Source organism: Actinoplanes sp. NPDC051859 (assembly GCF_044452725.1).
GTDB lineage: Bacteria > Actinomycetota > Actinomycetes > Mycobacteriales > Micromonosporaceae > Actinoplanes.
In genome coordinates this window covers 49105-73139 of record NZ_JBITBX010000019.1, presented here as the reverse complement: position 1 = coordinate 73139, position 24035 = coordinate 49105, and the positions used below count along the sequence as shown (strand labels likewise).

The following is a 24035-nucleotide window of genomic DNA, read 5'->3' as shown; positions in this document are numbered from 1 at the left end:
CGACCACCACGGGCCGTCACCCCGGCTCTCACCGGCATCTAACCACGGGCACCTTCTCAAGTCCCGTAGAGAGGAGGGTCCACCAGTGACCACCGCAACGACCGAGCCGACCTCCACCTACACGCCCTCAGCGGAAACGCTGGCCGCCGTGCTGACCCGCGAGCAGCGTCCGGCCCGGCCCGGTGCGCTGGCCGCGTCGCTCACCTTCGGCTGGCGGGCGATGCTGAAGATCAAGCACGTGCCCGAGCAGCTGTTCGATGTGACGGCATTCCCGATCATCATGACGCTGATGTTCACCTACCTGTTCGGTGGTGCGCTGGCCGGTTCAACGAAGGAATACCTGCAATACCTGCTGCCCGGCATCATGGTCACCAGCGTCGTGATGATCACGATGTATACCGGTGTGGGACTCAACACCGACATCGAGAAGGGGGTTTTCGACCGCTTCCGCACGCTGCCGGTGTGGCGTCCCGCAGCCCTGGTCGGCATGATCTTCGGCGATCTCCTGCGCTACGTCCTCGCCGCTACCACCATCATGATCGTCGGTCTGGTGCTCGGCTTCCGCCCAGCGGGCGGCTTCGCCGGCGTGGTGGCGGGCGTCGGCCTGCTGGTTGTCTTCTCGTTCGCGTTCTCCTGGATCTGGACGCTGTTCGGCCTGTTCCTGCGGTCGGAGAAGTCGGTCATGGGCGTGAGCATGCTCGTGCTGTTCCCGATGACCTTCCTCAGCAACGTCTTCGTCGACCCGGGCACGATGCCGGGCTGGCTCCAGGCCTTCGTGAAGGTCAACCCGATCACTCACCTGGTGGCGGCGGTCCGCTCGCTGATGGCCGGCGACTGGAGCAGCGGCGAGATCCTGTGGGTTCTGGTCGCCAGCGGTGTTCTCGTAGCGATCTTCGGCCCGCTCACCATGCGGCTCTACAACCGCAAATGACGCACGACCCGGCTTGGCGGCAGCGACTGCAGGCGCGCGCGGAGGAATCCCTACGCCGCCGGGTCGCTGCCGCGGCAGCCCGGCGCGACCGCCAACAACGGCGTGCGCACGGCTTGGTGGAACGCCATGCGGCCCGCCAAGCCCGGGTACGCGAGGCCGCACACCCCTTCCCGCCAGACCCCGGCAGCGCCGAATAACGGGCGGCGCCTGCCGATCCCGGCTGCGCCCCGAGCACCCGCGGCGCCTACGGCGGGGCGGACGGCGCCCACCCGAACGGCCCGCGGCGGTTTCCGTGCCTGGGAGTGGATCAGGCCAGCCACGCTGCGCGGATGCTGCGATCACGGGCGGCCACTCACCCGTTTGCCGGGGATCGGCGGATGTTCTGCGTAGGGACGGGAGCCCGTCGGCGCTCCTACGATGTGCCGATGCCCGCCCTGCCGCTCTGGCCGCTCTACCTGATGTTCGGCATGGTCCCGTTCTGGTGGGTCCTGGGCGGTCTCTACCTCTTCTGGCCGATCCTCGGGCTCGTGCTCGGCGTGGTCATGCTGCTGCGCGGCCGCATCGTGCTGCCGACCGGATTCGGGCTGTGGCTCGTCCTCATCGGACTGGTCGTGGTCAGCGCGACCCGGATGGAGAAGATCACCGGCTTCTTCATGTACGGCCTACGCCTCGGCTTCGTCCTCGCGGCGTTCCTGGTCTACCTCTACGTCTACAACGCCGTACGGGCCGGGGTGAACTGGGCCAAACTGTTCCAGCCGCTGATGCTGTTCTGGCTCGCGATGGTCGCCCTGGGCTGGATCGGCGTGTTCGCGCCCCGGTTCGCGCTCACCACGCCGGTGGAACTGCTGCTACCGGGCAGCATCTCGAGCGACCGCATTGTGCAGGCGCTCACCCACGTGCATGCCACCGAGTTCAACCCGGCCAGCCGTAACCCGTACTTCCGGACTGCGGCGCCGTACCCGTACACGAACAATTGGGGTATGGGGTTTGCGATCCTCGTGCCTTGCGTGGTTGCTTTCCTCAGCTCCGTCCGCGCAGGTCTCCTCCGCAAGGTTGTGCTCGTTTCGCTGCCGTTGGCGCTGGTCCCGGCGTTCCTGACGCTCAACCGCGGCATGTTCATCGGCCTCGGCGCGGGCCTGGTTTACCTCGGGCTGCGTGCCCTGCTGCGCGGCGACATCCGGGTCATCGCCTCCATCGCCGCCGTAGGCCTGCTCGGCTGGGTGTTCACGCTGGTCATCCCGGTCACCGACCTGATCACCAACCGGGTGCAGAACACCGACTCGACCAGCGACCGGGCCGACCTGTACTGGCAGACATTCGAGGCGGTCACCCGGGCGCCGCTGCTCGGGTACGGCGGGCCGCGGATGGTCGACACCACCCACGCCGCCGAGCCGTTGGGCACCCAGGGCCAGCTCTGGCTGATGATGTACAGCCACGGCATCCCGGCCCTGCTGGTCTTCGTGTTGCTCTTCGTGCTGGTTGCCCGGCGGCTCTCCGCGGCGGTCAGTACGCCCGGCAAGTGGCTCAGCGTGCTCCCGGTCATCGCCCTGGTGGTCATGCCGTTCTACGGCTTTACCGACATGAACCTCTCGGTGCTGTTCTTCGGCATTGGGCTCGCCATGGCGGCGGTCGACGGCCCGGTCCACCGCGAAGTCCCCACTCCCCGCCTGGTGTTAGGGCCTTCTGCACCCGTTAGTACGTTGTAGCGGACGCTGCGCAGTCCGTTGTATCCGGAGCGTAGCGGTTAGAGGCTGGTCGGCATGACGTCCTACTACGTGCCTTCGCCCAAGCCGACCAAAGACTCCGGACTCAAGTTCGACATCATGGGTACGGCGGTGCTCGGCAACGATGAGATGCGTACGTTCGCCGCGGGAACCGACGGGAGCTTCGCGCTCGCCTACCGCAGCGACGGCCGACCGCCGGCCGAGATCTTCATCAGCGGCTTCACGCCCCGCAAGAAGGCGACCGAAAAGTACCCGCCTACCGGAACCCTCGCCACCGGAGTCGAACCCGGCGTCGCCCTCCGACTGGGCAATGTGGACATGGACACCGACTGCGCCGTGTCCCTCGCCCTCGACTTCAACATCTGCGCGCTGTTCCCGTACGACCCGGTGAAGGAAGACGAGTCCATCGCCAAGACGCCGTACATCTATCTGTGCCGCGTCAACCAGTGGCTGGACATCTGGAAACTCCAGACCGTGCTCGCGCCGCACCTCGCGTACGCCAAGGAAGTCGCGGTGACCGAAGTCAAACCGCAAGACATCGTCGGGTGTGTGAAGGTCGCCCGGACCCTCAAGGGAAAAACCATCACCTACACGATCAGCGACCGCCTCGTGAATGGCGACTTCCGGCCCGACGGCACCGAACCCAAAACCCTGATCGACATCCCCAAGAACGGTTCCGCGCTCGCGCCCAGCCCGATCACGGCCAAAACCTACGGCGATGTCGACGGCAAGACGGTCTTCGGTTATGTGCAGGAGATCCTCAAACAGATGAAAGGCACCCCGAAGCAGAACACCATTGCCGGCTGGAAAGTGCCGGAGGTGGGGCTGACCTACACGCTGCCCGGGGCCAAGAAGACCACCAACCCGTACTCCTGATCCCGGTGTTGTTGCGGGCCATCCGTGCCGGGGTGGCCCGTTAGCGGTTCCGGCGCGGGGTCAGGAATGCGCGGTCATACGCCCAGCGGGTGGGGGAGATGCCGCGCTTGCGCAGGACACGCAAGGCTTCCTCGATGAGGTAGACGCCCAGCATGCCGGCCAGCCCGGCCATCACGGTCTGTGCGATATCTGCCCAGGTGAGATACATGCTCGAAATTCCCCCGCCCTCGTGGATGACCCGCCCAGCCTTGATCCTGCCCGTAGCCGAAACGGAAGCTAGTCGGTTGCAAAAGAGCTGCGGCCTCATAAGGTTGCCCCGTGGCTAAACCTCCACTGCTCCGCATTGCCGCAGGGGCTGCGATTGTCGTCCTTGCCCTCGCGATCGCTTGGGTCGTCAGTAGTGAACCTCCCGGCCAGCACGGCTGCTCCGATCGCCAGGAACAGGAGGTCGCCACCCTGGCCGCACTGGCGATCCTGAAGACGCATCCCGTCTCGGCGGAACTGGCCGAGGAATACTCCGGCTGCGGCACTGACAACTCAGGCGACGACATCACGTCGTACGCGGGCCGTCGCTACCGCAGTCCGCTCAACGAGCCGACGATCCGCTCGTTCTACTGGTCAGCAATGACGAACGACGGCTGGCGTAACGCGTCGACGGTGGTTCCGCCATCGGTCCCTCCAGCCCTGGCATTTGAGCGCGGAATCTCCTGCCTCGTGAAAGAGGCAGGCGGTTTCCAAGCGCGATTGACCATCTCCTTTTCTGCTTCCCCATCGGCGCTGCCGGAGTATCGGGTGGAGGCGTTCGCCGGACTTGATCCCACCATGTGCTGAACCTGCCCGGTGATCGGGCCGGTCAGGAGTCGAACCGCACCTTGATGACGGTGTTGTTGAAGATGTCGTCGCAGATCTTCAGGCGGGCCAGAGAGGTGTCGGTCGGTACGTCGAAAACCAGCAGCTGATCGACGCTCTTTCCGGGATCGAGCGGCTCGTCGAGGTTCCTGACCCGGTTCACGTACTCCTCGGCGGTGCTGTTCCGGTCTAGCACCCGCTCTGTGGGGCTGGTGGCCTCGAGGGAGTAGGAGCGATAGCTGTCGGTCTTCTCGCCGACGTTTTTCACCGTGAAGGAGACCACGCAGAATTTGCCCTTGGCCTTCGCGGTCGTGGTTTCGGTCGCCGGTGACCCGGGCTTGGTGATCTCCGACCGGGAGCAGTCGATGCTATGCACCGTCGCCTCGAACGGATCGAACGTCGCCGTCTCGCCGACCTCGACCTCTTCCGTACCACCGAAAAGGCCGAACGAGGAAAGCGAGAAGACCGGGATCAGGACGGCGCCGACCGCAAGCAGAGCGACCAGGGCGACGGCGACCACGAACAGCTTTCGGCCTGTGGACACGGGTACCTGGGTGAACGTCTGGGTGACGGTGATCTGCGGCAGGCCCGCGTCATCCATGCCAAAGGGCCAGGCACTCGGGTCCGGCTGCGAAGCCGGCAGGGGCACCTCACGCCGGCAGTAAGGGCAGCGCATGACGCCCGCGAACTGGTCGACCTCCATGGCGGCGCCGCAGGACGAGCAGCTGGACGAGACGGCGGCGGGCGTTCCCGGGGCGGTCATCGCGGCATCGGGGGCGGCATGGTGGCGAACAGCTGTGCCAGCTCGGATGCTTCCTCGGCGCGCGCCCACTGCGCCATGCCAGCCCGCCACACCAGCGTTTCCCGGGTGACCGTGCCGGCGCCGATCCGCGCGGCGAGGGCGCCGGCGTCGAACGGACCCTCCTGGTTGCCGTTGCGGCCCACGTACCACTGCGGGGCCACCGGCAGCGGCGGCGGATGGCTGCCACTTGGTTCGACAGCCCCACCCAAGCGCTGGCCGAAGAGCATTCCGACGCCCAGCCCGGTCCCCAGCCCAGCGGCCCCGGGATTGCGGGCCGCATCCTCGATGGCGTTGGCGGTCTGGAAGGCCGTATACCGCTGCATGTCGCCGATGATGCCCATCTGCGTACGCCGGTCGAGCGCCTGCTCCACCTCAGGCGGCGCCGAGATGTTCCGGACGATCACGGTCGGGATGTGCAGGCCCAGCGGAGCGACCTGCCCCGCCAGCGTCTCGGTGAGCTGCGTACCGATGGCTTCCTGGTGTGCCGCCAGGTCGAGCAGGGACAGCTGCGCGGAGGCCAGCGCGGAGGTCAGCCTGCCGACGATCAGCTGCTGGAGGTAGTCGGCGACTTCTTCCGTACGGAAATCGGGGTCCGTGCCCACCAGCTCCTTGAGCAGCAGACGGGCATCGGTGATCCGCAGCGCGTAGGCGCCGTAGGCGCGGAGCCGCACCATGCCGAACTCCGGGTCCCGGACGATGACCGGATTCTGCGTTCCCCACTTCAGGTCGGTGAACTGGCGGGTGCTGACGAAATACACCTCGGCCTTGAACGGCGACTCGAATCCGTGCTTCCAGCCCTTGATGGTGGACAGCACGGGCAGGTTCCGCGTGTGCAGGGTGTGCATCCCCGGCCCGAAAGCGTCCGCGATAGTGCCCTCGTTCACGAAGACCGCCACCTGCGACTCGCGCACTATCAGGCGGGCACCCATTTTGATCTCGTTGTGATAGCGCGGGAATCGCCACACCAAGGTGTCGCGGCTGTCGTCCAGCCACTCCACGATGTCGATGAATTCGCCACGGATCCTGTCCATCATTCCCATGGGACCTCCCCGACATCTCCCCGCTAGCCGGTGCCCGGCCGCATCACTCTCGGTCCGGTTGATCAATCGTGAGCAACCTAGCCGCGCATCTTTCGGTGAGCTTTCGGTGGAGACGAGTGCCGACTGCCGACCGTGACAACCGGAGCTCCGGACTGCCGGTCCGGAACACCGTCGCTGCGCTGGAGGAGGTCATCGCCGGGGTGGCGGTTGCCGCGCTGGTCGCCTGCCTGTCCGGCAGCTCGTGCCGGGAAGCCAATCTGCTGCCGCTAGGAATTCCGGCGTGACGAGGCCTCGATCAGCCGGAACGCGGGCGCCGGCACAGAAAAGACGGGAAGCGCGCCCGGCAGGATTCGAACCTGCGACCGACGGAGTAGGAGACCTGCCGGGTACGTTTGATCATCGGGGTTCACCGATCCTCATGATGAGCAGGCAAGATGTTCCTGTAGGCCGATAGTCATGTCAGCCGGGATCATGTCGACTCATCGGCGCTGATGCCGATCATGGGTAGCAAACCAGGTAACGCAGAGACCCGGTAAACCCGGTACCCCTGACTGTGTCAGGGGGCTTCCTCGTCGTTCGTTGGAGCCGGTGAGGATGTGCGTAGAACCTCGCTGGCTGGCAACCAGGTCGTGAAGGTGTCCGTCATCCTGGTCGACTGAACGATCTTGCACTCGAACGACGTTCGCGTGGCGCTCCCCTCTTGATGGATGGCCCGGCCAATCGAGTTCAGCGACGACACCGCCTTCTGGAGTTGGTCGACTACCGAGTGAAGTGTCGTCGGAGCGGCCCACCCACCCTGGTAAGGCGTCAGGTCGATGTCGTAGTGGGCGGTTTCGACTGCGCCGAACGGACCCTCACAGTCGACCTCGAAGCGACACCGCAGCGGTGATTTGCCCTGGAAAGGTTGGAAGCCGACGTCGTAGAAGAACTGACGGGTTTGTCCTGGCGGCATCACTGAGATCGGCTCGGTGAATACAGTCAGCTCGTGCAGCTTCAGTCCGTCCGACCGGACCATCTCGTCTAGGGCCTTGATGCGAACGTTCCTTGCGATCGACGTTCCGATGTTTGCGATGGACAACACGAACACGCCGGGGTCGTTGATGCCAGGTGCGATGTCTACGAGGACATTAGGCTGAAGCGACTCGCGTCTGGCTTGTTGAGCCGCAGCCTCAACAGCTTCTGCCTGACTGACCTGCCGAAGCATCAGATCAACCTGTTGCTTGCCGAGCTCGACTTGCTCCTTGGCTCGGTCAGCCTGGTCCTTGGCGCTTTTGGCCTGCTTTTTGGCTGCGGAGGCAGATTGTGCTGAATAGGCGATGCCAGCTAAAGCGAGCATGGCTATAACTACGGCCGTGCGTTCGGTGTTAGACCAGCCGAGCAGGTCGGCGAGCGCATCCATAGAGCAAGATTGTAAGGAGCCTCCGCAAGGCGCCCAGCGGTGTGTGCGTTTCGCTCATAGCTAGGGATGAGTCTAGGATCCATCTATCGTGGACAACATGCCGTCGGTTATACGACATGCTGGCAGTTCGATCATGCGTCCTTGGTGCGCCACTTCTAGTCGGTCGCAAATCGTCCGTTGGGGGCAGGCGAGTCGCCCGCGTCCCACGTACCCTTTGGAGTTTTTATGAATTCAAGGATGGAGCTCCAGAGGAGCGATCGTGACGAGTTTGGATTCGTGGGATCGTTGGTTGGATCGCGGATCTGGCCAGCAAATATTGATCGACTTAAAGAAATGCAAGTCAAGGTGGTCAAGCTTCGATCTGGTGCACCTGGCGAAGCTTCTGACCGTAGACTGCGTGAACTGGCGGAAAATCAAGCCAATAAGTTGACAGGAATTTTACGCAGCGCTAACCCACTCTTTATTCTTGGTAGATTCGCCGAGTGTGCCGAGTTTCAAGGGGGAGAGTTCCGCGACTGGTATGAAACGCACGGCGTGCATGCACTGGTTCAGTATGCCGTGGGCCTGTCATTTGCAACAAGCGGTAATATCGATCTATCGGCAGTTCCATCTGATGGGGATGTGCAGGAAGCATTCGATCTGGTTGCCGAGATTTTCCTGATCGAATGGGAATTGATTACCAATACTGTTGGGGCTAATCAACCTGAGTATGCGGCCAGAGTTCAAGGAGCTTTCAAGGTCGAGGCCCTCACGGATCGGTGGCAGGGGTATACCGTCCATCTGAAGGATATTCTTGCCGCGACACTCGGGCCGATTCGGAATGATATTACGCGCGAACTTGGGTGGTACCCAGGCATCATTCCCGAATTAGGACTCGGGTTGGCGCGGATTTTTCAGCGCAGGATGGACGAATTTCGCCCTGGCTTTCGTGCAGACCTTATGAAGGCTAAGCCGTCTGGGCAAGCTGTTTATGGCGAAGAAATGTCGTTACTGCTTGAAAGACATAAGAATTTTGCCGCGGGCCTATTTGTAGTGGACGCCCCGGCTCTCAGCGCTGAGCTCGGCTTAAGCGTCGATATGCTAGAGGCGGCGCTTCGTGACCTATCCTGGAATCCTGGGCAGCAACCAGAATTTTTGTTACCAGCGCAGGACAACTTGGCTCGAACCTACAGCGGGGTCAGGCTTGAAGGTGGAAGGTACTTTCTCTGGATGCCGTCGGCTTTGATTCAAGAATCTCATGTATGGTTTTACGACCTGTTGCAGCGACGATCTCTTGATTCAATAAAAAAGCGTTATCTCGCGGCGCGAGATACTGCTACTGAGAATATTACTTCGTCGACCTTGCAGCGTCTATTCGGCAAGGACAGGGTCTTCAGAAGTGCGCAGTACGATGCGCCTGGGCGTCCCGATATCGATTGTCTCGTAGTCGTGCCAGGTGATGCGATCTTGGTTGAGTGTAAAGCGCATCTTTTGACCGCTGCCGGGCGGCGAGGAGCGCCCGGTCGGTTGGCTACCAAGTTTGAGGAGCTAGTCGTCAAGCCGTCATTTCAGGCAGACAGGGCAGCGCGTCATATTCTGTCTGGAAATCCAGTGTTTGCGAGCGGAAGGAAAGTTATTTCAATAACAGCCAATGAGGAATCTCTTCTGCCTAGAATTGTAATCACATATGAGCGAGTAGACCCGTTTGGTACCTATCGAGGCGTTCGTCCGGAAGTGGAACAGCCAGCTCCGTCGTGGATTATTCCGTTGGCTGATCTTATGGTCATTTCCGATCTTATTCAATCGCCAGCCGCTTTTTGGTACTATGTAGGCCATAGATACCGGCAGTCCCAGGATCCTCGCCTCGTCGTATTCAACGAAATTGACCTGTTGGAACTCTTTCTTGTCGACCTTCCTAGATTCGAGTCTCTAACGAGTCTTTCGCTATCTGTGGATGAGAGGGTGTTGATAGGTCCATGTGGGTATTCCATAAACAACTACTACGCAAGTCTGGCACCGGATGAGGTGCGCCGTCGGCCGGTTTTGCCGCTTCCTGCCGAGGTGCTTTCTGCTCTTGATCGGAATCTGGCTTTAGATGATCCAGCCTGGCGGTCTATCGTGGAGGCGGTGTTGGCCGAACCCAGTAAGACTTGGAAGAAATTTAAAAACCTTAAGGCTAAGGTTGCGAAACGTGGCACGGATCAACCGATTCGCCTCGACACCGTTCAGGGCTCGCTCAATATTACGATGGCTAAGCCGGGAGATTCGCTAGTAATTGACATCGGCGCGAATTGAAGTGTTATCTGGTCCGGTCAAATTGTCGATGCCGGGGGTATGACCCGCTGTGGCCTTGAATGGGCACCGCCGTGTGATAGCACCACGAAACCTGCCACGGTTTCAGGGTCGTCGTGTAGCAGTGATCGATAGCTCTCGAAACTTGACGGTGCGTAGCGTTGCGCTCACGATGATGGTGCGCGCAACACCTCGCAACCTTCGAGACAGGGAGATGGCCGTGCGCCTAACCTTCGTAGCCAAGGATCCTGAGTCCAACCCGACGAACTCGCCGACGCTCTACCGGACTGACCGGGGGAGCTGGCTGGTGCAAGGCTTCGTGGTGACCGATCCCGCAGCGCTGGCGGAGATGGACATCCCGGAGGGAGAGTCTGTGGTCGAGATCCCTGACAGGATGATCCAGTTCTTCACCGAGGAGGGCCGTGGCGTCTCTGGATGAGTCGGAGTTCGATCACCTGCTCCGCACCTTTGAGGGGTTGTCAGACCACCTGGAGATGCGCGACGCCTACGGCACTGAGGTCGAGATTCCGTACATGGCCAAGTGGGCAGCTCAAGAGCCTGATGATCTGAGCTGGCTGGACGATTGGTGCGCCACGTTGCGGAGCCATGTCGCCGCTGGCAAGAGTGTTCGCCGGGCGAGAGTGATCTCTGAGCCGTTGAGCGACTACCAGCGCTGGAGCTTCAGCATCGCCCACCCGATGGTCGAGGCCGGCGAGGATATTCGGTGGGTTCCCCGATCGCTGGTGTCGTCGCTGGCTCTCCCCGGAAACGACTTCTACCTGTTCGATGACCGGCTCGTGGTCTTCCTGCTCTACACCGGTGGCGGTTTGAACGCAGGCATGGAGACCTCGACAGACCCCGCCGATGTCCGCCTCTGCCGATCCGCCTTCGACGCGGTGTGGAAGCTCGCGATCCCGCATCGTGACTACGAACCCAAGTAGCTCCGCCAAGCAGGCGCAACAAGCGCTAGGCGCCCGACTCCGTGAGATCCGCCGAGAGGCTGGACTCACAGGTCGGGCGCTGGCTGCTGCAACGGGCCAGCACTACACGCGGGTGAGCAAGCTGGAGAACGGCGTTCAGCAGCCCACCGTGGGTGATGTCCGAGACTGGTGCCGGGCCTGTGGCGCGGACGCTGAGATCCCTGATCTGCTCGCCACGTTGCGAGCTGTCGAGTCGGCATACGTGGAGTTCCGGCGGCAGGCGAGAGCCGGCATGAAGCGGTTGCTGGGTATACGCGCTCCCACCCTCTACGAGGAGACGAACCTCTTCCGGATCTACGAGCACAACGTGATCCCCGGTCTTTTCCAGACCCCTGACTACTGCGCCGCCATGCTGTCGTTCTGGAGCCGGTTCCTCGACACTCCCAACGACCTGGAGGAAGCGGTCGCCGTCAGGATGGAACGCCAGCGGATCCTCTACCAGCGGGGCAAACGATTCGCCGTGGTCTTGGAAGAGCAGGCGTTGCGAACCTGGTTCGGCGACGCTGACACCCAGGCCAACCAGCTCGACCGTCTGCTGACCGTCATGTCCCTGCCGACCGTGGCGCTCGGGATCATTCCCCTGATGGTCGAGCGGGGCGCTGTGCCGTCGGCGGGCTTCTGGCTGTTCGACAACCAGCTTGTGGCGTTGGAGACCCCGACGGCGAGTATCGAGGTCAGTCAACCCAGCGAGATCGAGCTGTACGGGCGGATGTTCGAGAACCTGCATCAGGTCGCCTTGTACGGGAAGTCGGCCAGAGATCTCATCACCCGAGTCGCCAGCGAGTTGGCCTGACGCAACTTTTCGCAACATCGTGGACCCGCGAGACGTCGCTTGCCTAGCGTCTATCCCGTTGCCAATGAGGGGTGTGACCCATGGTGCTGATAGCGGCCGTGGCCTCGCTGGTCGTCGGGTTCGTCGGCGGCGTACTCAGCTTGAGGGCCAAGAACCGTTGGTGTCCCGGTTGCGGGACGAGTCTTGCCTGCCTCGCCTGCGAGGAGGTGAACAGTGGAACGCCGAGTCCCGCCCACGAAGCGTGAGTTCCTGCCCGGTGTCGTCCTCGAGGTGAGCGTCATGGGCGGATACTCCGTCGAACGCGAGAGCGAGTACATCGGTTGGATCCACGCCAGCATCGGCGATCAGTGGACCGCTTACGTTCGGCGACCTGGGACGAGTGGTGATCTTCTCGGCAGGTTCACACAAGAGGCGGCGGTGAAGGCCATCGCCGCTGCCTGGGACGCGGGTGCCGCTCTCCCGAACGGATGCCGAGGATGACGGAGAAGCGGGAGTATCCGCCGGCCGTGCTCGTGCACGCGGAGACTTGTCCCGACGTGGCGACTCTGCGCAGATCAGGGACGACCTTGATCCCGATGATCACGCCTGTCATCGCGCGCACTTACCCGAACGGCCGGATGCATAGCTGCTTCCACTTCACGTTGCAGAGTCGGGGCGTGGTGGAGACGATCCAGTACCCGGCGCATCCGTATGAGGAATCGTCCGTGGTGTACGACGACGCGACCATGCCGTTGTGCTCGGTCTGCATGGGGACGCATGGAGTCCTGGATCGTCTGATCCTGCCACCGGGGGTACACAGCTGACTGGTCTCCAAGCCGGGGCGGAGCCCCGAGATGTCTGGTATCCCGAGACTCCTGCCGCACGACTTCTTTCTCCGTTGAAAGAGAGTAGAAATAGCTTTCGTTTCCCCAGCTCACAGCGTTATGAGTTGGTGTTAGAGACCAATCGTGTCGGTGCTGAGGGCCAACGTTTGGCCAGAAAGTTGGCGGTTCGGGTCAATCGAGGTCGTGAACCGGGCACGGCCATCGATCCTTTGTCGACTTCTGGAAACCGTAGTGGCGGAGCACGAGACAACGGGCGTTCGACTCCGGAGCTATGAAGCCCCGCTTCTTGGCAGCCTTGATGGCTGCGGAGACGCTGTCACGTCGGCGCGCCTTGACCTCGCCTTCGGCGACGGTGCCGATGAGTCGTGCCAGCTCGCCAAACCCGAACTGAGCATGTCCCAACGAGTTCATTCGGCCCAGGGCCGCGAACACGACTCGGATGTGCAGCGCCTCCTGGTCCGCCTCGCCTGCCCATCGGTAAGCCTCGTTCTGGGAGACGGCTACCCACTGACCGTTACCGGCGAACTGGATGCGGTTGTACCCCTCGCTCACGCGCTGGCTCCTACGAGAGACCGCTCCTCGTATGTCTCGATGTCAACGAGTCGATAGAGGATGCGTCCTCCCAGCTTGAGGTAGGCGGGGCCGATGCCGGCGCTCCGCTGGTTCGCGAGGTGTCCAGGGGTTACGGACCAGCGCTTCGCCAGATGGGTCGGCGTGAGGTGGGTGGTGTGCTGCTGTGACACGCGGTTCGGCTCCCGGCGGCAGACGTGCGGATGGACTTCATCTGATGTCTCTCTTTCGGGTGGTCCGGTGTGAGGTCGGATGACCTGCGACGAAGTTTAGCGAGTGATCGTGAAGGTGCCAACAAGCCATAACTGTTAAGGCTTGAACCTGCTATCCTTGCGCTCATGACAATAACACCCACCAGCGTGAGCGAGGCGTTGGCGATGGCATCAGAGGGCGCGGAGCCAGCCGTCTGGCTCGGTGACATCAGGCAAGAGGCGTTCGCGGTACACCGTCACGACGACGGCGACCAGGAATGGCTCGTGGCGTTCCGGCTGGCAGCCGCAGGCGATGCTCTGGGCGAGTGGCGCCCGGTCGAGTTCGCCGTGAGGCAGGCCGTCGAGTCCGGGACGCTGGGCATGACGAGCAAGACGATCCGCTCGCTGCCGATCGGCGAGCTGTTGGCGGCCTCCAGGAAGGCTCTGAGCGCGCAACTCGGGAGCCGTGCCGGATCGTCTGGTCTCCGCCTGATCGACGCGTCAGCGGTGTACCTGGCGGCGTTTCTGGACGACGCGCGTGGACGACAACCCCGTGATGATGCGGCTTACGCCGGGCTTGCCCTCGCGTACTCGTTCCTGGTCCAGGACGGTGACCGGACACCCGCCAAGACGCTCGCTGCCCAGCACGGCGGAGCGAGCGGTACCTGGGCGAACCGCATAGCGGAAGCGCGACGGCGGGGCCTGCTCACCCCGGTCAAGCCAGGCGAAGCCGGTGGCGGGGTGACCGACAAGGCGATGACGCTCCTCAACCCGGCGTGGTCTCCGGAGGATGACGCGCTGATCGACGCCCAGTTGGATGAGATGGAAGGTGATGCGTGAGCAGGCGACCCCTTGACCTCGGTGAACACGGCGAGGTCGAAGCCAGTCCGCAGATGCGGGACGAGGCAGGCACGTGGAAGAAGGCACCCATCCCTCGCCGCGCGGAGCGTTGGCGGGCGCGGTGCTATTACCGGGGCTACGACGGCGTCGTCAAGGAGGTCTCCCGGTTCGCGTCCACGAAGCGGGCGGCCATCCAGGCCGTTGAGGCGGCCCTGGCGGAACGCGAACGTGGTCCCGTCGAGATGACCTCGGGCATGAAGCTGACGGCGGCAGGAGAGCTGTGGCTCGCCCAGATCCGGCGTACCGACTCCGGTCTGAGCACCCGGACCATCCTCGACTATGGCCGGACCTTCACCCGCTACATCGACGTTGCGGGTTCAAGCGTCTGTGGACTGACGCTGGCTCAGGCGAACGATCCGCAGCGTCTCCGCGCGTTCCTCCAGGCGGTGGCGGACAAGCACGGCACCGGAGCCTCGAAGATCAGTCGGAGCGTGTTGTCCGGCATCCTCACGTTCGCGATCGACAACGGCACGCTGACGACCAACGCGCTCCGCCAGCTCCGGGCGGTCAAGTCGCAGGTCACCAAGACGCAGGCACGGGAGCGGGACACCACCCGCGCGTTCACGAGGGAGGAGCGCGATCACGTCATCGCGTACGCGGACAAGCTCACCATCTCCGAGACCATCAATCCGCGTACCCGAAGGAAGAGGGAGGCTGTAGCCGACCTGATGGCCTTCATGGCCGGAACCGGCGTCCGGATCAACGAGGCGAGGGCCGTCCGCTGGGATGACATCGAACTGGCGGCCGGAACGGTTCACGTGCGTGGCACCAAGACGCGTGGCTCGGACCGGCGGTTGAGCCTTCCGTCGTGGCTCACCGAGCGACTGAAGGCGAGGGCAGAGCGGCTGGGTACCGAGGGGTTGGTCTTCGGCTCTCCGCACCACCTGAACGAGCCGGAGCGGATGTGGGACCAGAGCAACTCCGCCAAGGCGCTCGCTCGCATCTTCATCGGCAGCGGGTTTCCCTGGGCAACCCCGCACACCCTTCGCCGTACGGTCGCGACAATCCTCGACCAGTCCGGCGTGCCGATCGCGAAGATCGCCGACCAACTCGGTCACACCGATCCGGCCATGACCGCCCGCGTGTACCTTGGGCGTGACCTCATGGGCGACAAGTCGGCGGTCGCGGCGTTCCTCTGACGCCGGAACGCCAAAGTAGGTAACAAAACAGGTAATCGGGGCTTGAGCTGGAGCATCGTCAGATGCCCTCGCCCTGGTAGATCGAAGTTAGGGCGCGCCCGGCAGGATTCGAACCTGCGACCGACGGATTAGAAATCCGTTGCTCTATCCGCTGAGCTACGAGCGCCTGGCCTGCACATCCTAGAGCCCCACCGGCCCCAAGGCGAGTCGGATCTTACGCAGTCGGTGTGTCCGCTTTCGCCCCGGTCTCTTGCTCAGCGCGAGCAACCCCGGCCGCTGCCGTAGGGCTGTCCTCCGGCGCGGGCGGAATCTCTTCCAGCGGCGTGCCTGCCGGTGGCACGAACGCGTCCACCCAGCGCCCGAGCTCCCGGAACACTTCCTCGCGGACATCCTTACCCGACAGCGTCAAATCATGCATACCGCCATCGAAGCGGGCGATTGTCACGCGCGGTCCGAGCCGCGGTGCCCAGCGGACGATGTGCTCCACGTCCAACACCGAGTCGGTCACCCGGGCGTCTTCCGACCAACCCCGACCCCGGAACGTACGCGTGGAGCACGCCACCAGCACCGGAACATTGACCGCGAGCCCGGCGCGTAGGCGTGCCTGGCCTCGGCGAATCGCCTCCAACCACCCGATGCGCACCGGGAAGCCCAGCAGTGGCTTCCAGTCCAGCTGGTATGTCCACTCGCCACGGTGGTCGGAGTGCAGACTCTGCCCGTACACGCCGAGCGTGCCGACCGGCAGCTTGCGGTAGGGATTGCGGCCGCTTGTCCGTCCGACGATGCCCATCAGGGGGCGACGCAGGATCCAGGGCACGTTGAAGTCGAAGAACGGGCTGTTGAGGAAGAGGCCGTCGACGATGCCGCGGTCGGCGCGGGCGTGTGACCACAGCGAGGTGATCAGTCCGCCGGTGGAATGGCCGGCGACGAGCAGCTGGTCGTGGCCGTCTTGCTCGCGGATGATGCGGGCCGCTTCGTCCAGCTCCGGGAAGTATTCCGTCAGGCTGCGGGCGAAGTTCGGCGTCTGGTGGGGGAGCAGGCTGCGGCCGTACTTGCGGAGGTCCAGCGCGTAGAAGTCCCAGCCGCGTTCGACGAAGAAGTCCGCCAGGTGGGTCTGGAAGAAGTAGTCGACGAAGCCGTGCACATACAGCACCGCGCGCCGGGACGGGGTCTGGCCGCGGCGCCGGACGAGGGTTGCGACGACGGGCCCTTCGTCGTCGGTGCCCAGGTCGATGGTGTGCCGTTCATACGGCAGGCCCAGGACGTCGGTCTCCACGCGGCTAGGTTACCCGTGCGTAGGGGTCTCTGCGCCATAGCAGATCCACTCGATCTTTCGAGGTTTTCCCCAATCCGCCGTTATCCACAGGCCCGAGCCGCACTTTCGGCGGCGGAGCCGGCCTCCGCGGCACGCTCCTCCCACGAACCTCGACCGATTGAGGAGAAGCGATGTTCGATACCAACATTGTCGTGATCGGCAACGTGCTCACCGCGCCCGAGTGGCGGCGGACCGCCAGCTCCAACACCCTGGTGGCCAACTTCCGGGTGGCGTCGACCGCACGCCGGGTGGACAAGGAGACCGGCCGCTGGGTGGACGGAAACCACCTTCGCGTACGCGTGAATTGCTGGCGCCGTCTCGCCGAGGGCGTGGCGTCCTCGGTCACCGTCGGCGACCCGGTCATCGTGGCGGGCCGCCTCTATACCCGCGACTGGACCGATGCGGAGGGCAACCTGCGCACCAGCTACGAGATGGAAGCGGTCTCCGTAGGCCACGATCTTTCCCGTGGTCGGGCCAAGTTCTTCCGCACCAGGTCGGCCGCCACCGCGACCGTGGACAACCCCGAGATCACCCCCACCGTACGGGGCGAAGCGGCGTTTGCCCTCAGCGACGACGACGCCCCCACGCGTTACGGCGATGGCCTGCCCGACGCCGACGAACCCGCCTTCGACGATGTCCCGGCCCGCACCCCGGACGGTTTCGAGCCGGTCACCGCCCTCCGCGGCGGAGGCTTCGAACCGTTCGGCACCGGCATCCATCGGGCACCCGACCCGGCACTCGACCTCCGGTCCAGTCCGAGCACGCAGGACGAGGCCGACCTGCTCCTGGAGTCGATCGTGCACCCCACCATGAACGCCGAAGCCGTCGCGACCACACCAGGTGCCCCGCGCGGCGACGCAGGTCCGACGAGCAGGCCGGCGACTCTCGAAACCGGCGTGACGGCAGAGCTGGACGCCTCCTCGACTGTTGCCACCTCGACAGCTGCCACCCCGACTGTTGCCACCTCGACCGGTGCCGAATCGGCCGCTGTCGAATCGAATCCTCGCCGGGTGCGCGGCCGGGTGGCGCGGCGCCAGCCGGTCGCCGTCTGACCAACCAGGCTGGACCGCCGCCGTTGTCGGACCTTGCCTCTTCCCCCAAGGCTCCGGACCGGCGGCTACCAGCCCGACCCCCGCCCTGCCGGCACCAGATCGGCCGGCGTCGAGCCTCCGCGGTCGCCGTCGATCGGTGACGCCAGGCATACCCGGGGGTCTGGTTAGCCGGGGGGCTGCGCCCGGGTCAGGCATAGACCCCCGGCAGGCCCCGGGCGGGTGTTCGGTGGTCGGCACCCGCCCGGGTCGAATAGCCGCTCGTCGCGACGGCGCGCGAGCGAGCGGCCGAGCCCGGTCGCCGTCCCCACGGCGGCGGCCGGGCTCCCCACCTTCGCCGACCGTGTCTCGACGCCGACCGTGGCGGCGCGGACGGTCGCACCCGCAGCAATCCAGTGCTGCTCCCGAACTGCCGGTGTCCCGCTCAGGGGTCAGCTCGCGGCATACCGGCCGGGCGGGCGGATGGTGGGCATCCGCTCGTCCACGCTGTCCGCCCTCTCCGTGGTGGCACCCGGGCAACCGGCTCAGCACCGCCCACCCGGCGAGCTGAGCCCACCCGAGGCGGACAAACAGTCGGTTGCCGCCCCGGCCCCTTCCCGGGGCGGCAACCGGCCCAAACCCACCCCGCTACTCGGACCTGTTCGACCCCACGGGGCCGTAACCGATCGGAGCCTGCCCTCATGCCGCGTCCGGCCCGCCCTCCTCCGCTGCTCCCGGCAGGCCGCACCGTTTGACGGGATGGACCCGGCGTGGCCGGGAGCTGCGGGAGATCCTGATTCGGCCTGAACTTGCCCGCCGGAGAGGCCGAGCGGATTGCCCGCACGCCGCATGCCGCATGCCGCATGCCGCACGCCGCACGCCGCACGCCGCATACCGCATGCCGCACGCCGTTCGCCGCGCGATGGACTTCCGCTCGTCGTCTCGCGGATAGGGCATGTTGTGGATGGGAGAAGCGTTGCCGGGCGATGAGAGTCGTCGGGTCGCGCGATGTGATTAAAAGCGTGCCGCTGCTTTCGCTGCCAGGGCCAGGCTCGCCTTGTCGCTCCGGCTCGGTTTGCTGCCGATCTCGGTCAGCACGTCGCCCTTGCGCACCAGGATGTTCTTGGCGACGTAGCCGCCGTACTGCGTGAAAACTACGAGCAGTGATTCGTCGCCCGCGAAGCCCTCGGCGGCGATGTGCACTGTCTGTCCGCCGGGCGGCGAGCAGGCGGCCACCTTCGACCGGACTGAGGCCAGATAGCGGGCAGCCGCACCCTTTTCGTGCAGCCTGGTTTGCTGGAGTACCGACGCTCCCTTTGCCGGGTCGCCGTGGAAAGACCGCCCCCGCTCCTCGATGGGCTTACGCCACTCGGTGCGCGGGCACTGGAGGTTCGAGGCGCCGAATTCGTAGGTCCAGTCACCACCGGCCTCGGTGCCCATGGTGTAGCCAGTGCCGACGTCCTCGGGCTGGAGCATCATCGCCGGTGTGATCTTGGTGATCGGCGGCTCGGTGTCGACCTTCGGCGGGGTGTCTTCCGACGAGGGCGGGGCGGGGTCCGTGGAGGGTTTTCTGGCCGGAGGCCGAGACGGCTGGACCGGCGCCGGCGCGGACGAAGACGGCCGGACCGACGGTGATGGCGGCACGGACGCCGACGGTGCGACGGAGATCGAGGGCACCGCGGCCGGGGGCGGGCCGGCATCGTGGCGGGTCTGGGCCACGGCGACTCCGCCGCCGACCAGGGCTACCGCGACGAGGCCTGCCACGGTGGCAGCCTGACCGAGGGTGCGGCGCCGGGCGCGGGTACGGACCTGATCCATGGAATCCCACCTCAAACCTTCGATGTCGTGAACGGAGCGCGGAAGTCGTCACAGACAACACCCGCCACTCCGTCCCGTGGTTTCACGAAATTTCCCGGGGTTGAGGCAGCAACGGGCCGTTACTGGACCAACCACTCCACTGCCGAGGTGGACCAGATCGTTTCGCCCGTCGAGGGACGCCGAGGGACGCCATGCGCCGGCAAATCCGGGCTCCGCGGAGGGATGCGGGGGCGCTTACTAGGGTGGTCAGGATGGGACGAGGAAGCCGGGTAGCGCGCAGAGCTGACGCGGTCGGGATCGTGGTGGGCTACCTGCTGGATACCGTTTTCGGTGATCCGCGGCGTTTCCACCCGGTGGCCGGGTTCGGTCGGGTAACGGGTGCGCTCGAGCAGCGCCTGTATCGCCCGAATCGGCGCGCCGGTGCGGTGTTCACTCTCATCGCCGCGGGGGTGCCGGTGGCGGTGGGAGCCGGGCTGTCGCTGGCGACCCGGCGGTGTCCGCCTGCGCGGGCTGTTCTGGTGGCCGCCGCGACCTGGACCGTGCTCGGTGGCCGGACACTGCGGTGGGAGTCCCGGGTCATGGCCGGGCATCTGGAGCGGGGCGACCTCGATGCGGCGCGGGGGCGACTCAACCACCTGTGCGGGCGCGATCCTTCGGCGCTGGACGGGTTCGAGCTTGCTCGTGCCACCGTCGAGTCCGTTGCCGAGAACACCTCCGATGCTGTCGTCGCGCCGCTGCTGTGGGGTGGTGTCGCGGGGCTGCCTGGGCTGCTGGGCTACCGGGCCGCGAACACCTTGGATGCCATGGTCGGGCACCGCTCACCGCGGTACGCGCGCTTCGGCACACCGTCCGCGCGGCTCGATGACGTGCTCAATTTTGTCCCCGCCCGGCTGACCGGGCTGTTGACGATTGGCGTGGCGCCGGTGGTGCGGGGGCGGCCGGGGGAGGTGTTGCGGGTGTGGCGGCGGGATCGGCACGATCATCCGAGCCCCAACGCGGGTCAGTGTGAGTCGGCGATGGCCGGGGCGCTGGGTGTGCGGCTGGGGGGACGCAACGTCTACTTCGGACGTACGGAAACGCGGCCTTTCTTGGGCGACGGGCCGCGACCGTCGGCCGCCCACCTGCGCAAGGCCGCACGTGTCTCCGGTGCCGTCGGCCTGTCGGCGGTTGCCATCGCCGCCGGCCTCGCCCTGCTCCGCGCCTCGATGGGGCGGCGGCGATGAGCGGCCAGGCGCGGGCAGGGACAGTGGCGATGAGCGGCCAGGCGCGGGCAGGGACAGTGGCGATGAGCGGCCAGGCGCGGGCAGGGACAGTGGCGATGAGCGGCCAGGCCCGGACAGGACAGTGGCTATGAGTGGCGGGTTGCTGGTTGCGGGCACGACGTCGGATGCCGGGAAGAGTGTGCTGACTGCCGGGATCTGCCGGTGGTTGCAGCGCCGCGGGGTCAAGGTGGCGCCGTTCAAGGCGCAGAACATGTCGAACAACTCCGTGGTCGTGGTCGGTGCTGACGGGCGGGGTGGGGAGATCGGGCGGGCGCAGGCGATGCAGGCCGCCGCCTGTGGGATTGCGCCGGACATCCGGTTCAATCCGGTGCTGCTCAAGCCCGGCAGTGACCTGTCCAGTCAGGTGGTGCTGCTCGGGGAGGCCGTCGACACGGTCACCGCCGGCAACTACCGGGCGTTGCGGCCGAAGCTGGCCGAGACTGCGCATGCCACGCTCGCCTCGCTGCGGGCGGAGTACGACGTGGTGATCTGTGAGGGGGCCGGGAGTCCTGCTGAGATCAACCTGCGGGACGGGGACTTCGTCAACATGGGGCTGGCGCGGCATGCGGGCCTGCCGGCGATCGTCGTGGGTGACATCGACCGGGGTGGTGTGTTCGCTGCGCTGTTCGGCACGGTCGCGTTGCTGAGTCCCGAGGATCAGGCGCTGGTCAGTGGGTTCGTCATCAACAAGTTCCGGGGTGATCTCGGGCTGTTGCGGCCGGGGCTGGACATGATCACCGGGGTCACGGGGCGGCCGGTGCACGGCGTGCTGCCCTTCGATCTCGATATCTGGCTGGATGCGGAGGATTCGCTGGCCTACGGCAGGACGCTCGGCCGGCCGGCGCAGCCGCGCGGCACCGAGTGGCTGCGGGTCGCCGTGATCCGGCTGCCGCGGATCTCGAACGCCACCGATGCCGAGGCGCTGGCCGCGGAGCCCGGCGTGCAGGTGCGGCTCACCATCGAGCCCGCTGAGATCGCGGACGCGGATCTCGTGGTGCTGCCCGGTTCGAAGGCCACGGTCAGTGATCTGGCGTGGCTGCGGGAGACCGGGCTCGCCGACGCGATCCGGGGGCATGCCGCCTCGGGCAGGCCGCTGGTCGGCATCTGCGGCGGCTACCAGATGCTGTCCGAAACGATCCACGACGAGGTCGAGAGCCGCCGCGGCACGGTGGCGGGTCTGGGTCTGTTGCCCGTCGAGATCACCTTCGGTGCGCGCAAGACCCTGGCCCGGTCGCGGGGCGCGGCCTGGGGGCAGGTCCCGGTCAGCGGATACGAGATTCATCACGGGTACGTCTCCAGCGGCGCACCGGAGCCACTGCTGCGCTACTCGGACGGTTCGCCGGAGGGTGCCGTGGCCGGCGCCGTCTACGGGACGCACTGGCACGGGGCTTTCGAATCCGACGAGTTCCGCCGCCGGTTCCTGACGGAGGCGGCGCGGCAGGCGGGCCGGCACGGCTTCGTGGTGGCTCCGGACACCGTTTTCGCTTCCGTACGGGAGAAAGCCCTCGACACCCTCGGCGACCTGGTCGAGGAACACCTGCACACCGATGCGTTATGGCGCCTGATCGAGTCCGGGGCGCCGGCCGGGCTTCCCTTCGTCCCGCCGGGGGCGCCCGGTGGATAGCTTCACCGAGCTGGCCGCGCACATCCTGGCGACCGCACCGCGCCTCGGCCCGGTGCGGCTCGTAGCCGTGGACGGTCCGAGCGGCGCGGGCAAGAGCTGGTTCGCCGGGAAGCTGGCCGCTGCCGCCGGCATGCCGCTGGTGCACACCGACGACCTGCTCGACGGGTGGGACGACCAGTTCACCTTCTGGGAGCGGCTCGAAGAGCAGGTACTCGCGCCGTTGCGCTGCGGGCGGACAGCCACCTACCGGCGCTACCAGTGGGACCGGGGTGAGTTCGGGGGGAGCCGTGTCACCGTCGGGCCTGCTGCGGCCGTACTTGTCGAAGGGGTGACGTCCGCACGCCGGACGGTCCGGCCGGAGCTCTCGTTCTCGGTGTTCGTGACGGCGCCCGCCGAACTGCGGTGGCGGCGCGCTGTCGCCCGCGACGGGGGCGACGATGTTGCCTTTCGGGCGTACCTTGAGCGCTGGCGTCTTGCCGAGGAGGAGCACTTCGCGGCGGAGGGCACCGCGGGGGCTGTGGACCTGGTGGTCGACGGTGCGGCCGAGGTGCCCGGTGACCGCTATGTACCGTTGCAGGAACCGCTTCACTGGCCACGATCCGCTGTGTGAGCAGCGGGGACGGGGACGACGATGACGATCGACGACGACAACCGGCCGACGCGGCGACGGGTCACGCTGTCCGGCATCAGTTCCCGCGCGTGGGAGCATCCGGCGGACCGGGGCGCGCTGACCGCCCTCCGTGAGCTGCGCGGCTTCGACGACGTGGTGAAGGCGTTCTTCGGCATGTGGAACGAGCGGGGCTTCCGCCTGCAGTTCCTCGCCGGGTCGATCCGGGTCGACCACCGGCAGTATCCGCGGGTCTACCAGCGGTTCGCCGAGGCCGCGACGGCGCTCGACGTGGCCGAGCTGCCCGAGCTGTACGTCGGCCAGGACCCGGTGATCAACGGGCAGGCCATCGGGATGGACAAGCCGTTCATCGTGATCACGTCGGCGGCGGTCGAGAAGCTGGACGACGACGAGCTGCGTGCACTGCTCGGGCACGAGCTCGGGCACGTCCGCAGCGGTCATGCGGTCTACAAGACGATCATGATGATCCTGACCCGCTGGGCCGCCAACCTGAGCTGGCTGCCGGTCGGTGCCATCGCCCTGCGCGCGATCATCGCGGCGATGTTCGAGTGGTGGCGCAAGGCCGAGCTGTCCGCCGACCGCGCCGGTCTGCTCGCGGGACAGGATCCGGCCGCCTCCACCCGGCTGCTGATGAAACTGGCCGGCGGCGGTGACCTCTCCCAGATCGACACCGCGGCGTTTCTGGAGCAGGCCGCCGAGTACGAGAGCGGCGGCGACCTGCGCGACAGCATCCACAAACTGGGCATGACCGCCTGGAGCAGCCACCCGGTGCCGGTCGCCCGCGCCGCCGAGCTGCGCAAGTGGATCGACTCCGGCGCCTACGGCAGCATCCTCGGCGGCGACTATCCACATCGGGATGCCGACGGCGACGCTTCGGTCACCGACGATGTCAAGGCCGCCGCCGACTCGTACCGGCAGACCTTCAGCACGTCCCAGGATCCCCTGGTCGGGCTGCTCCGCAAGCTCGGCGACGGCGCGTCCGACCTGGCCGGATCGGCGGCCCGCGGAGCCCGCGACTGGGCCACCAACGCCGGCCGCCGGCGCGGTGAGGACGCACCCTGACCGGTTGTC

The 24035-nt window shown here is 65.7% G+C and carries 27 protein-coding genes and 1 tRNA gene; 19 read left to right on the top strand and 9 right to left on the bottom strand.

The window, feature by feature from the left end; translation table 11 throughout:
• Nucleotides 1-85: 85 nt before the first annotated feature.
• The 4 genes from ACIA1L_RS31085 to ACIA1L_RS31070 all read left to right on the top strand — a co-directional run bounded on the left by ACIA1L_RS31085 (nucleotide 86) and on the right by ACIA1L_RS31070 (nucleotide 3531).
• A complete protein-coding gene (locus ACIA1L_RS31085; protein ID WP_396076595.1) occupies nucleotides 86-931 on the top strand; it encodes an ABC transporter permease in 846 nt (281 codons plus the stop codon).
• Entirely contained in the window at nucleotides 928-1128 is a 201-nt protein-coding gene (locus ACIA1L_RS31080) for a hypothetical protein (RefSeq protein ID WP_396076594.1), read from the top strand. Before ACIA1L_RS31085 ends, ACIA1L_RS31080 begins: the two co-directional genes overlap by 4 nt.
• A gap of 228 nt (nucleotides 1129-1356) precedes the next feature.
• Entirely contained in the window at nucleotides 1357-2637 is a 1281-nt protein-coding gene (locus tag ACIA1L_RS31075) for an O-antigen ligase family protein (protein WP_396076593.1), read from the top strand.
• Nucleotides 2638-2691: 54 nt separating this feature from the next.
• Nucleotides 2692-3531, top strand: a complete 840-nt coding sequence (locus ACIA1L_RS31070) for a hypothetical protein (RefSeq protein WP_396076592.1) — start codon at nucleotides 2692-2694, stop codon at nucleotides 3529-3531.
• Nucleotides 3532-3571: 40 nt separating this feature from the next.
• Here ACIA1L_RS31070 and ACIA1L_RS31065 read toward each other — a convergent pair whose 3' ends face one another.
• Nucleotides 3572-3739: a hypothetical protein gene (locus tag ACIA1L_RS31065; RefSeq protein WP_396076591.1), complete on the bottom strand. Its 168-nt coding sequence runs from the start codon at nucleotides 3737-3739 to the stop codon at nucleotides 3572-3574.
• A 110-nt stretch (nucleotides 3740-3849) separates the two neighbouring features.
• On the opposite strand from ACIA1L_RS31065, the gene ACIA1L_RS31060 reads away from it, so the two are divergent.
• Nucleotides 3850-4362, top strand: a complete 513-nt coding sequence (locus ACIA1L_RS31060; RefSeq protein ID WP_396076590.1) for a hypothetical protein — start codon at nucleotides 3850-3852, stop codon at nucleotides 4360-4362.
• Between the two features lie 22 nt (nucleotides 4363-4384).
• On the opposite strand, the gene ACIA1L_RS31055 is transcribed toward ACIA1L_RS31060, so the two are convergent.
• Both ACIA1L_RS31055 and ACIA1L_RS31050 read right to left on the bottom strand, forming a co-directional pair.
• Nucleotides 4385-5143 carry a DUF4352 domain-containing protein gene (locus ACIA1L_RS31055; protein ID WP_396076589.1) on the bottom strand — a complete coding sequence of 253 codons (759 nt, stop codon included), beginning with the start codon at nucleotides 5141-5143 and terminating at the stop codon, nucleotides 4385-4387.
• The gene (locus tag ACIA1L_RS31050) at nucleotides 5140-6222 is read right to left on the bottom strand and encodes an SPFH domain-containing protein (RefSeq protein WP_396076588.1); all 1083 of its coding nucleotides are present in this window, start codon (nucleotides 6220-6222) and stop codon (nucleotides 5140-5142) included. The genes ACIA1L_RS31055 and ACIA1L_RS31050 overlap by 4 nt, the downstream gene beginning before the upstream one ends.
• 116 nt (nucleotides 6223-6338) lie before the next feature.
• Here ACIA1L_RS31050 and ACIA1L_RS31045 point away from each other — a divergent pair, with 116 nt between their 5' ends.
• The gene (locus tag ACIA1L_RS31045; RefSeq protein WP_396076587.1) at nucleotides 6339-6506 is read left to right on the top strand and encodes a hypothetical protein; all 168 of its coding nucleotides are present in this window, start codon (nucleotides 6339-6341) and stop codon (nucleotides 6504-6506) included.
• Between the two features lie 272 nt (nucleotides 6507-6778).
• Here the strand turns inward: ACIA1L_RS31045 and ACIA1L_RS31040 are convergent, their stop codons facing one another.
• Nucleotides 6779-7621: a hypothetical protein gene (locus ACIA1L_RS31040; protein WP_396076586.1), complete on the bottom strand. Its 843-nt coding sequence runs from the start codon at nucleotides 7619-7621 to the stop codon at nucleotides 6779-6781.
• Between the two features lie 237 nt (nucleotides 7622-7858).
• Between ACIA1L_RS31040 and ACIA1L_RS31035 the strand changes: the two genes are divergently transcribed.
• From ACIA1L_RS31035 to ACIA1L_RS31010, 6 genes are all read left to right on the top strand, one after another.
• Complete coding sequence (locus ACIA1L_RS31035; protein ID WP_396076585.1) at nucleotides 7859-9895, top strand: hypothetical protein; 2037 nt, start codon at nucleotides 7859-7861, stop codon at nucleotides 9893-9895.
• A 217-nt stretch (nucleotides 9896-10112) separates the two neighbouring features.
• Nucleotides 10113-10331 carry a hypothetical protein gene (locus tag ACIA1L_RS31030; protein ID WP_396076583.1) on the top strand — a complete coding sequence of 73 codons (219 nt, stop codon included), beginning with the start codon at nucleotides 10113-10115 and terminating at the stop codon, nucleotides 10329-10331.
• Nucleotides 10315-10833, top strand: coding sequence for a DUF6879 family protein (locus ACIA1L_RS31025; RefSeq protein WP_396076582.1), 519 nt, complete (start codon nucleotides 10315-10317; stop codon nucleotides 10831-10833). The genes ACIA1L_RS31030 and ACIA1L_RS31025 overlap by 17 nt, the downstream gene beginning before the upstream one ends.
• Nucleotides 10814-11665, top strand: a complete 852-nt coding sequence (locus ACIA1L_RS31020; protein WP_396076581.1) for a helix-turn-helix domain-containing protein — start codon at nucleotides 10814-10816, stop codon at nucleotides 11663-11665. Before ACIA1L_RS31025 ends, ACIA1L_RS31020 begins: the two co-directional genes overlap by 20 nt.
• Before the next feature lie 213 nt (nucleotides 11666-11878).
• Nucleotides 11879-12145: a hypothetical protein gene (locus ACIA1L_RS31015; RefSeq protein WP_396076580.1), complete on the top strand. Its 267-nt coding sequence runs from the start codon at nucleotides 11879-11881 to the stop codon at nucleotides 12143-12145.
• Complete coding sequence (locus tag ACIA1L_RS31010) at nucleotides 12142-12468, top strand: hypothetical protein (RefSeq protein WP_396076579.1); 327 nt, start codon at nucleotides 12142-12144, stop codon at nucleotides 12466-12468. The genes ACIA1L_RS31015 and ACIA1L_RS31010 overlap by 4 nt, the downstream gene beginning before the upstream one ends.
• Before the next feature lie 192 nt (nucleotides 12469-12660).
• Here ACIA1L_RS31010 and ACIA1L_RS31005 read toward each other — a convergent pair whose 3' ends face one another.
• Complete coding sequence (locus ACIA1L_RS31005; protein WP_396076578.1) at nucleotides 12661-13041, bottom strand: hypothetical protein; 381 nt, start codon at nucleotides 13039-13041, stop codon at nucleotides 12661-12663.
• Entirely contained in the window at nucleotides 13038-13232 is a 195-nt protein-coding gene (locus ACIA1L_RS31000) for a helix-turn-helix transcriptional regulator (RefSeq protein ID WP_396076577.1), read from the bottom strand. The genes ACIA1L_RS31005 and ACIA1L_RS31000 overlap by 4 nt, the downstream gene beginning before the upstream one ends.
• A 165-nt stretch (nucleotides 13233-13397) precedes the next feature.
• Here ACIA1L_RS31000 and ACIA1L_RS30995 point away from each other — a divergent pair, with 165 nt between their 5' ends.
• Both ACIA1L_RS30995 and ACIA1L_RS30990 read left to right on the top strand, forming a co-directional pair.
• A complete protein-coding gene (locus ACIA1L_RS30995; RefSeq protein ID WP_396076576.1) occupies nucleotides 13398-14090 on the top strand; it encodes a hypothetical protein in 693 nt (230 codons plus the stop codon).
• Complete coding sequence (locus tag ACIA1L_RS30990; RefSeq protein WP_396076575.1) at nucleotides 14087-15289, top strand: tyrosine-type recombinase/integrase; 1203 nt, start codon at nucleotides 14087-14089, stop codon at nucleotides 15287-15289. The genes ACIA1L_RS30995 and ACIA1L_RS30990 overlap by 4 nt, the downstream gene beginning before the upstream one ends.
• Nucleotides 15290-15382: 93 nt before the next feature.
• Here the strand turns inward: ACIA1L_RS30990 and ACIA1L_RS30985 are convergent.
• Nucleotides 15383-15455 (bottom strand) — tRNA-Arg (locus ACIA1L_RS30985).
• 48 nt (nucleotides 15456-15503) lie between these two features.
• A complete protein-coding gene (locus ACIA1L_RS30980; RefSeq protein ID WP_396076574.1) occupies nucleotides 15504-16565 on the bottom strand; it encodes an alpha/beta hydrolase in 1062 nt (353 codons plus the stop codon).
• A gap of 170 nt (nucleotides 16566-16735) precedes the next feature.
• Between ACIA1L_RS30980 and ssb the strand changes: the two genes are divergently transcribed.
• Nucleotides 16736-17656, top strand: coding sequence for a single-stranded DNA-binding protein (ssb, locus tag ACIA1L_RS30975; protein ID WP_396076573.1), 921 nt, complete (start codon nucleotides 16736-16738; stop codon nucleotides 17654-17656).
• 990 nt (nucleotides 17657-18646) lie between these two features.
• On the opposite strand, the gene ACIA1L_RS30970 is transcribed toward ssb, so the two are convergent.
• Nucleotides 18647-19450, bottom strand: a complete 804-nt coding sequence (locus ACIA1L_RS30970) for a hypothetical protein (RefSeq protein ID WP_396076572.1) — start codon at nucleotides 19448-19450, stop codon at nucleotides 18647-18649.
• Between the two features lie 251 nt (nucleotides 19451-19701).
• Between ACIA1L_RS30970 and ACIA1L_RS30965 the strand changes: the two genes are divergently transcribed.
• The 4 genes from ACIA1L_RS30965 to ACIA1L_RS30950 all read left to right on the top strand — a co-directional run bounded on the left by ACIA1L_RS30965 (nucleotide 19702) and on the right by ACIA1L_RS30950 (nucleotide 24026).
• Nucleotides 19702-20673, top strand: coding sequence for a cobalamin biosynthesis protein (locus ACIA1L_RS30965; protein ID WP_396076571.1), 972 nt, complete (start codon nucleotides 19702-19704; stop codon nucleotides 20671-20673).
• A gap of 127 nt (nucleotides 20674-20800) precedes the next feature.
• Nucleotides 20801-22336 (top strand): cobyric acid synthase, encoded by a 1536-nt coding sequence (locus ACIA1L_RS30960; RefSeq protein WP_396076570.1) that lies wholly within the window; start codon nucleotides 20801-20803, stop codon nucleotides 22334-22336.
• Nucleotides 22329-22946 carry a uridine kinase gene (locus tag ACIA1L_RS30955; protein WP_396076569.1) on the top strand — a complete coding sequence of 206 codons (618 nt, stop codon included), beginning with the start codon at nucleotides 22329-22331 and terminating at the stop codon, nucleotides 22944-22946. Before ACIA1L_RS30960 ends, ACIA1L_RS30955 begins: the two co-directional genes overlap by 8 nt.
• Before the next feature lie 21 nt (nucleotides 22947-22967).
• On the top strand, nucleotides 22968-24026 hold the full coding sequence (locus ACIA1L_RS30950) for a M48 family metallopeptidase (protein ID WP_396076568.1): 1059 nt from the start codon (nucleotides 22968-22970) through the stop codon (nucleotides 24024-24026).
• Nucleotides 24027-24035 lie beyond the last annotated feature (9 nt).

Coding starts and splice junctions, on each gene's coding strand:
- ACIA1L_RS31065 (WP_396076591.1), bottom strand. CDS start 3,739: ATGTATCTCACCTGGGCAGATATCGCACAGACCGTGATGGCCGGGCTG.
- ACIA1L_RS31075 (WP_396076593.1), top strand. CDS start 1,357: ATGCCCGCCCTGCCGCTCTGGCCGCTCTACCTGATGTTCGGCATGGTC.
- ACIA1L_RS31080 (WP_396076594.1), top strand. CDS start 928: ATGACGCACGACCCGGCTTGGCGGCAGCGACTGCAGGCGCGCGCGGAG.
- ACIA1L_RS31035 (WP_396076585.1), top strand. CDS start 7,859: ATGGAGCTCCAGAGGAGCGATCGTGACGAGTTTGGATTCGTGGGATCG.
- ACIA1L_RS30970 (WP_396076572.1), bottom strand. CDS start 19,450: ATGGATCAGGTCCGTACCCGCGCCCGGCGCCGCACCCTCGGTCAGGCT.
- ACIA1L_RS31070 (WP_396076592.1), top strand. CDS start 2,692: ATGACGTCCTACTACGTGCCTTCGCCCAAGCCGACCAAAGACTCCGGA.
- ACIA1L_RS30960 (WP_396076570.1), top strand. CDS start 20,801: ATGAGTGGCGGGTTGCTGGTTGCGGGCACGACGTCGGATGCCGGGAAG.
- ACIA1L_RS31055 (WP_396076589.1), bottom strand. CDS start 5,143: ATGACCGCCCCGGGAACGCCCGCCGCCGTCTCGTCCAGCTGCTCGTCC.
- ACIA1L_RS31010 (WP_396076579.1), top strand. CDS start 12,142: ATGACGGAGAAGCGGGAGTATCCGCCGGCCGTGCTCGTGCACGCGGAG.
- ACIA1L_RS30995 (WP_396076576.1), top strand. CDS start 13,398: ATGACAATAACACCCACCAGCGTGAGCGAGGCGTTGGCGATGGCATCA.
- ACIA1L_RS31040 (WP_396076586.1), bottom strand. CDS start 7,621: ATGGATGCGCTCGCCGACCTGCTCGGCTGGTCTAACACCGAACGCACG.
- ACIA1L_RS30965 (WP_396076571.1), top strand. CDS start 19,702: ATGGGACGAGGAAGCCGGGTAGCGCGCAGAGCTGACGCGGTCGGGATC.
- ACIA1L_RS30950 (WP_396076568.1), top strand. CDS start 22,968: ATGACGATCGACGACGACAACCGGCCGACGCGGCGACGGGTCACGCTG.
- ssb (WP_396076573.1), top strand. CDS start 16,736: ATGTTCGATACCAACATTGTCGTGATCGGCAACGTGCTCACCGCGCCC.
- ACIA1L_RS31050 (WP_396076588.1), bottom strand. CDS start 6,222: ATGGGAATGATGGACAGGATCCGTGGCGAATTCATCGACATCGTGGAG.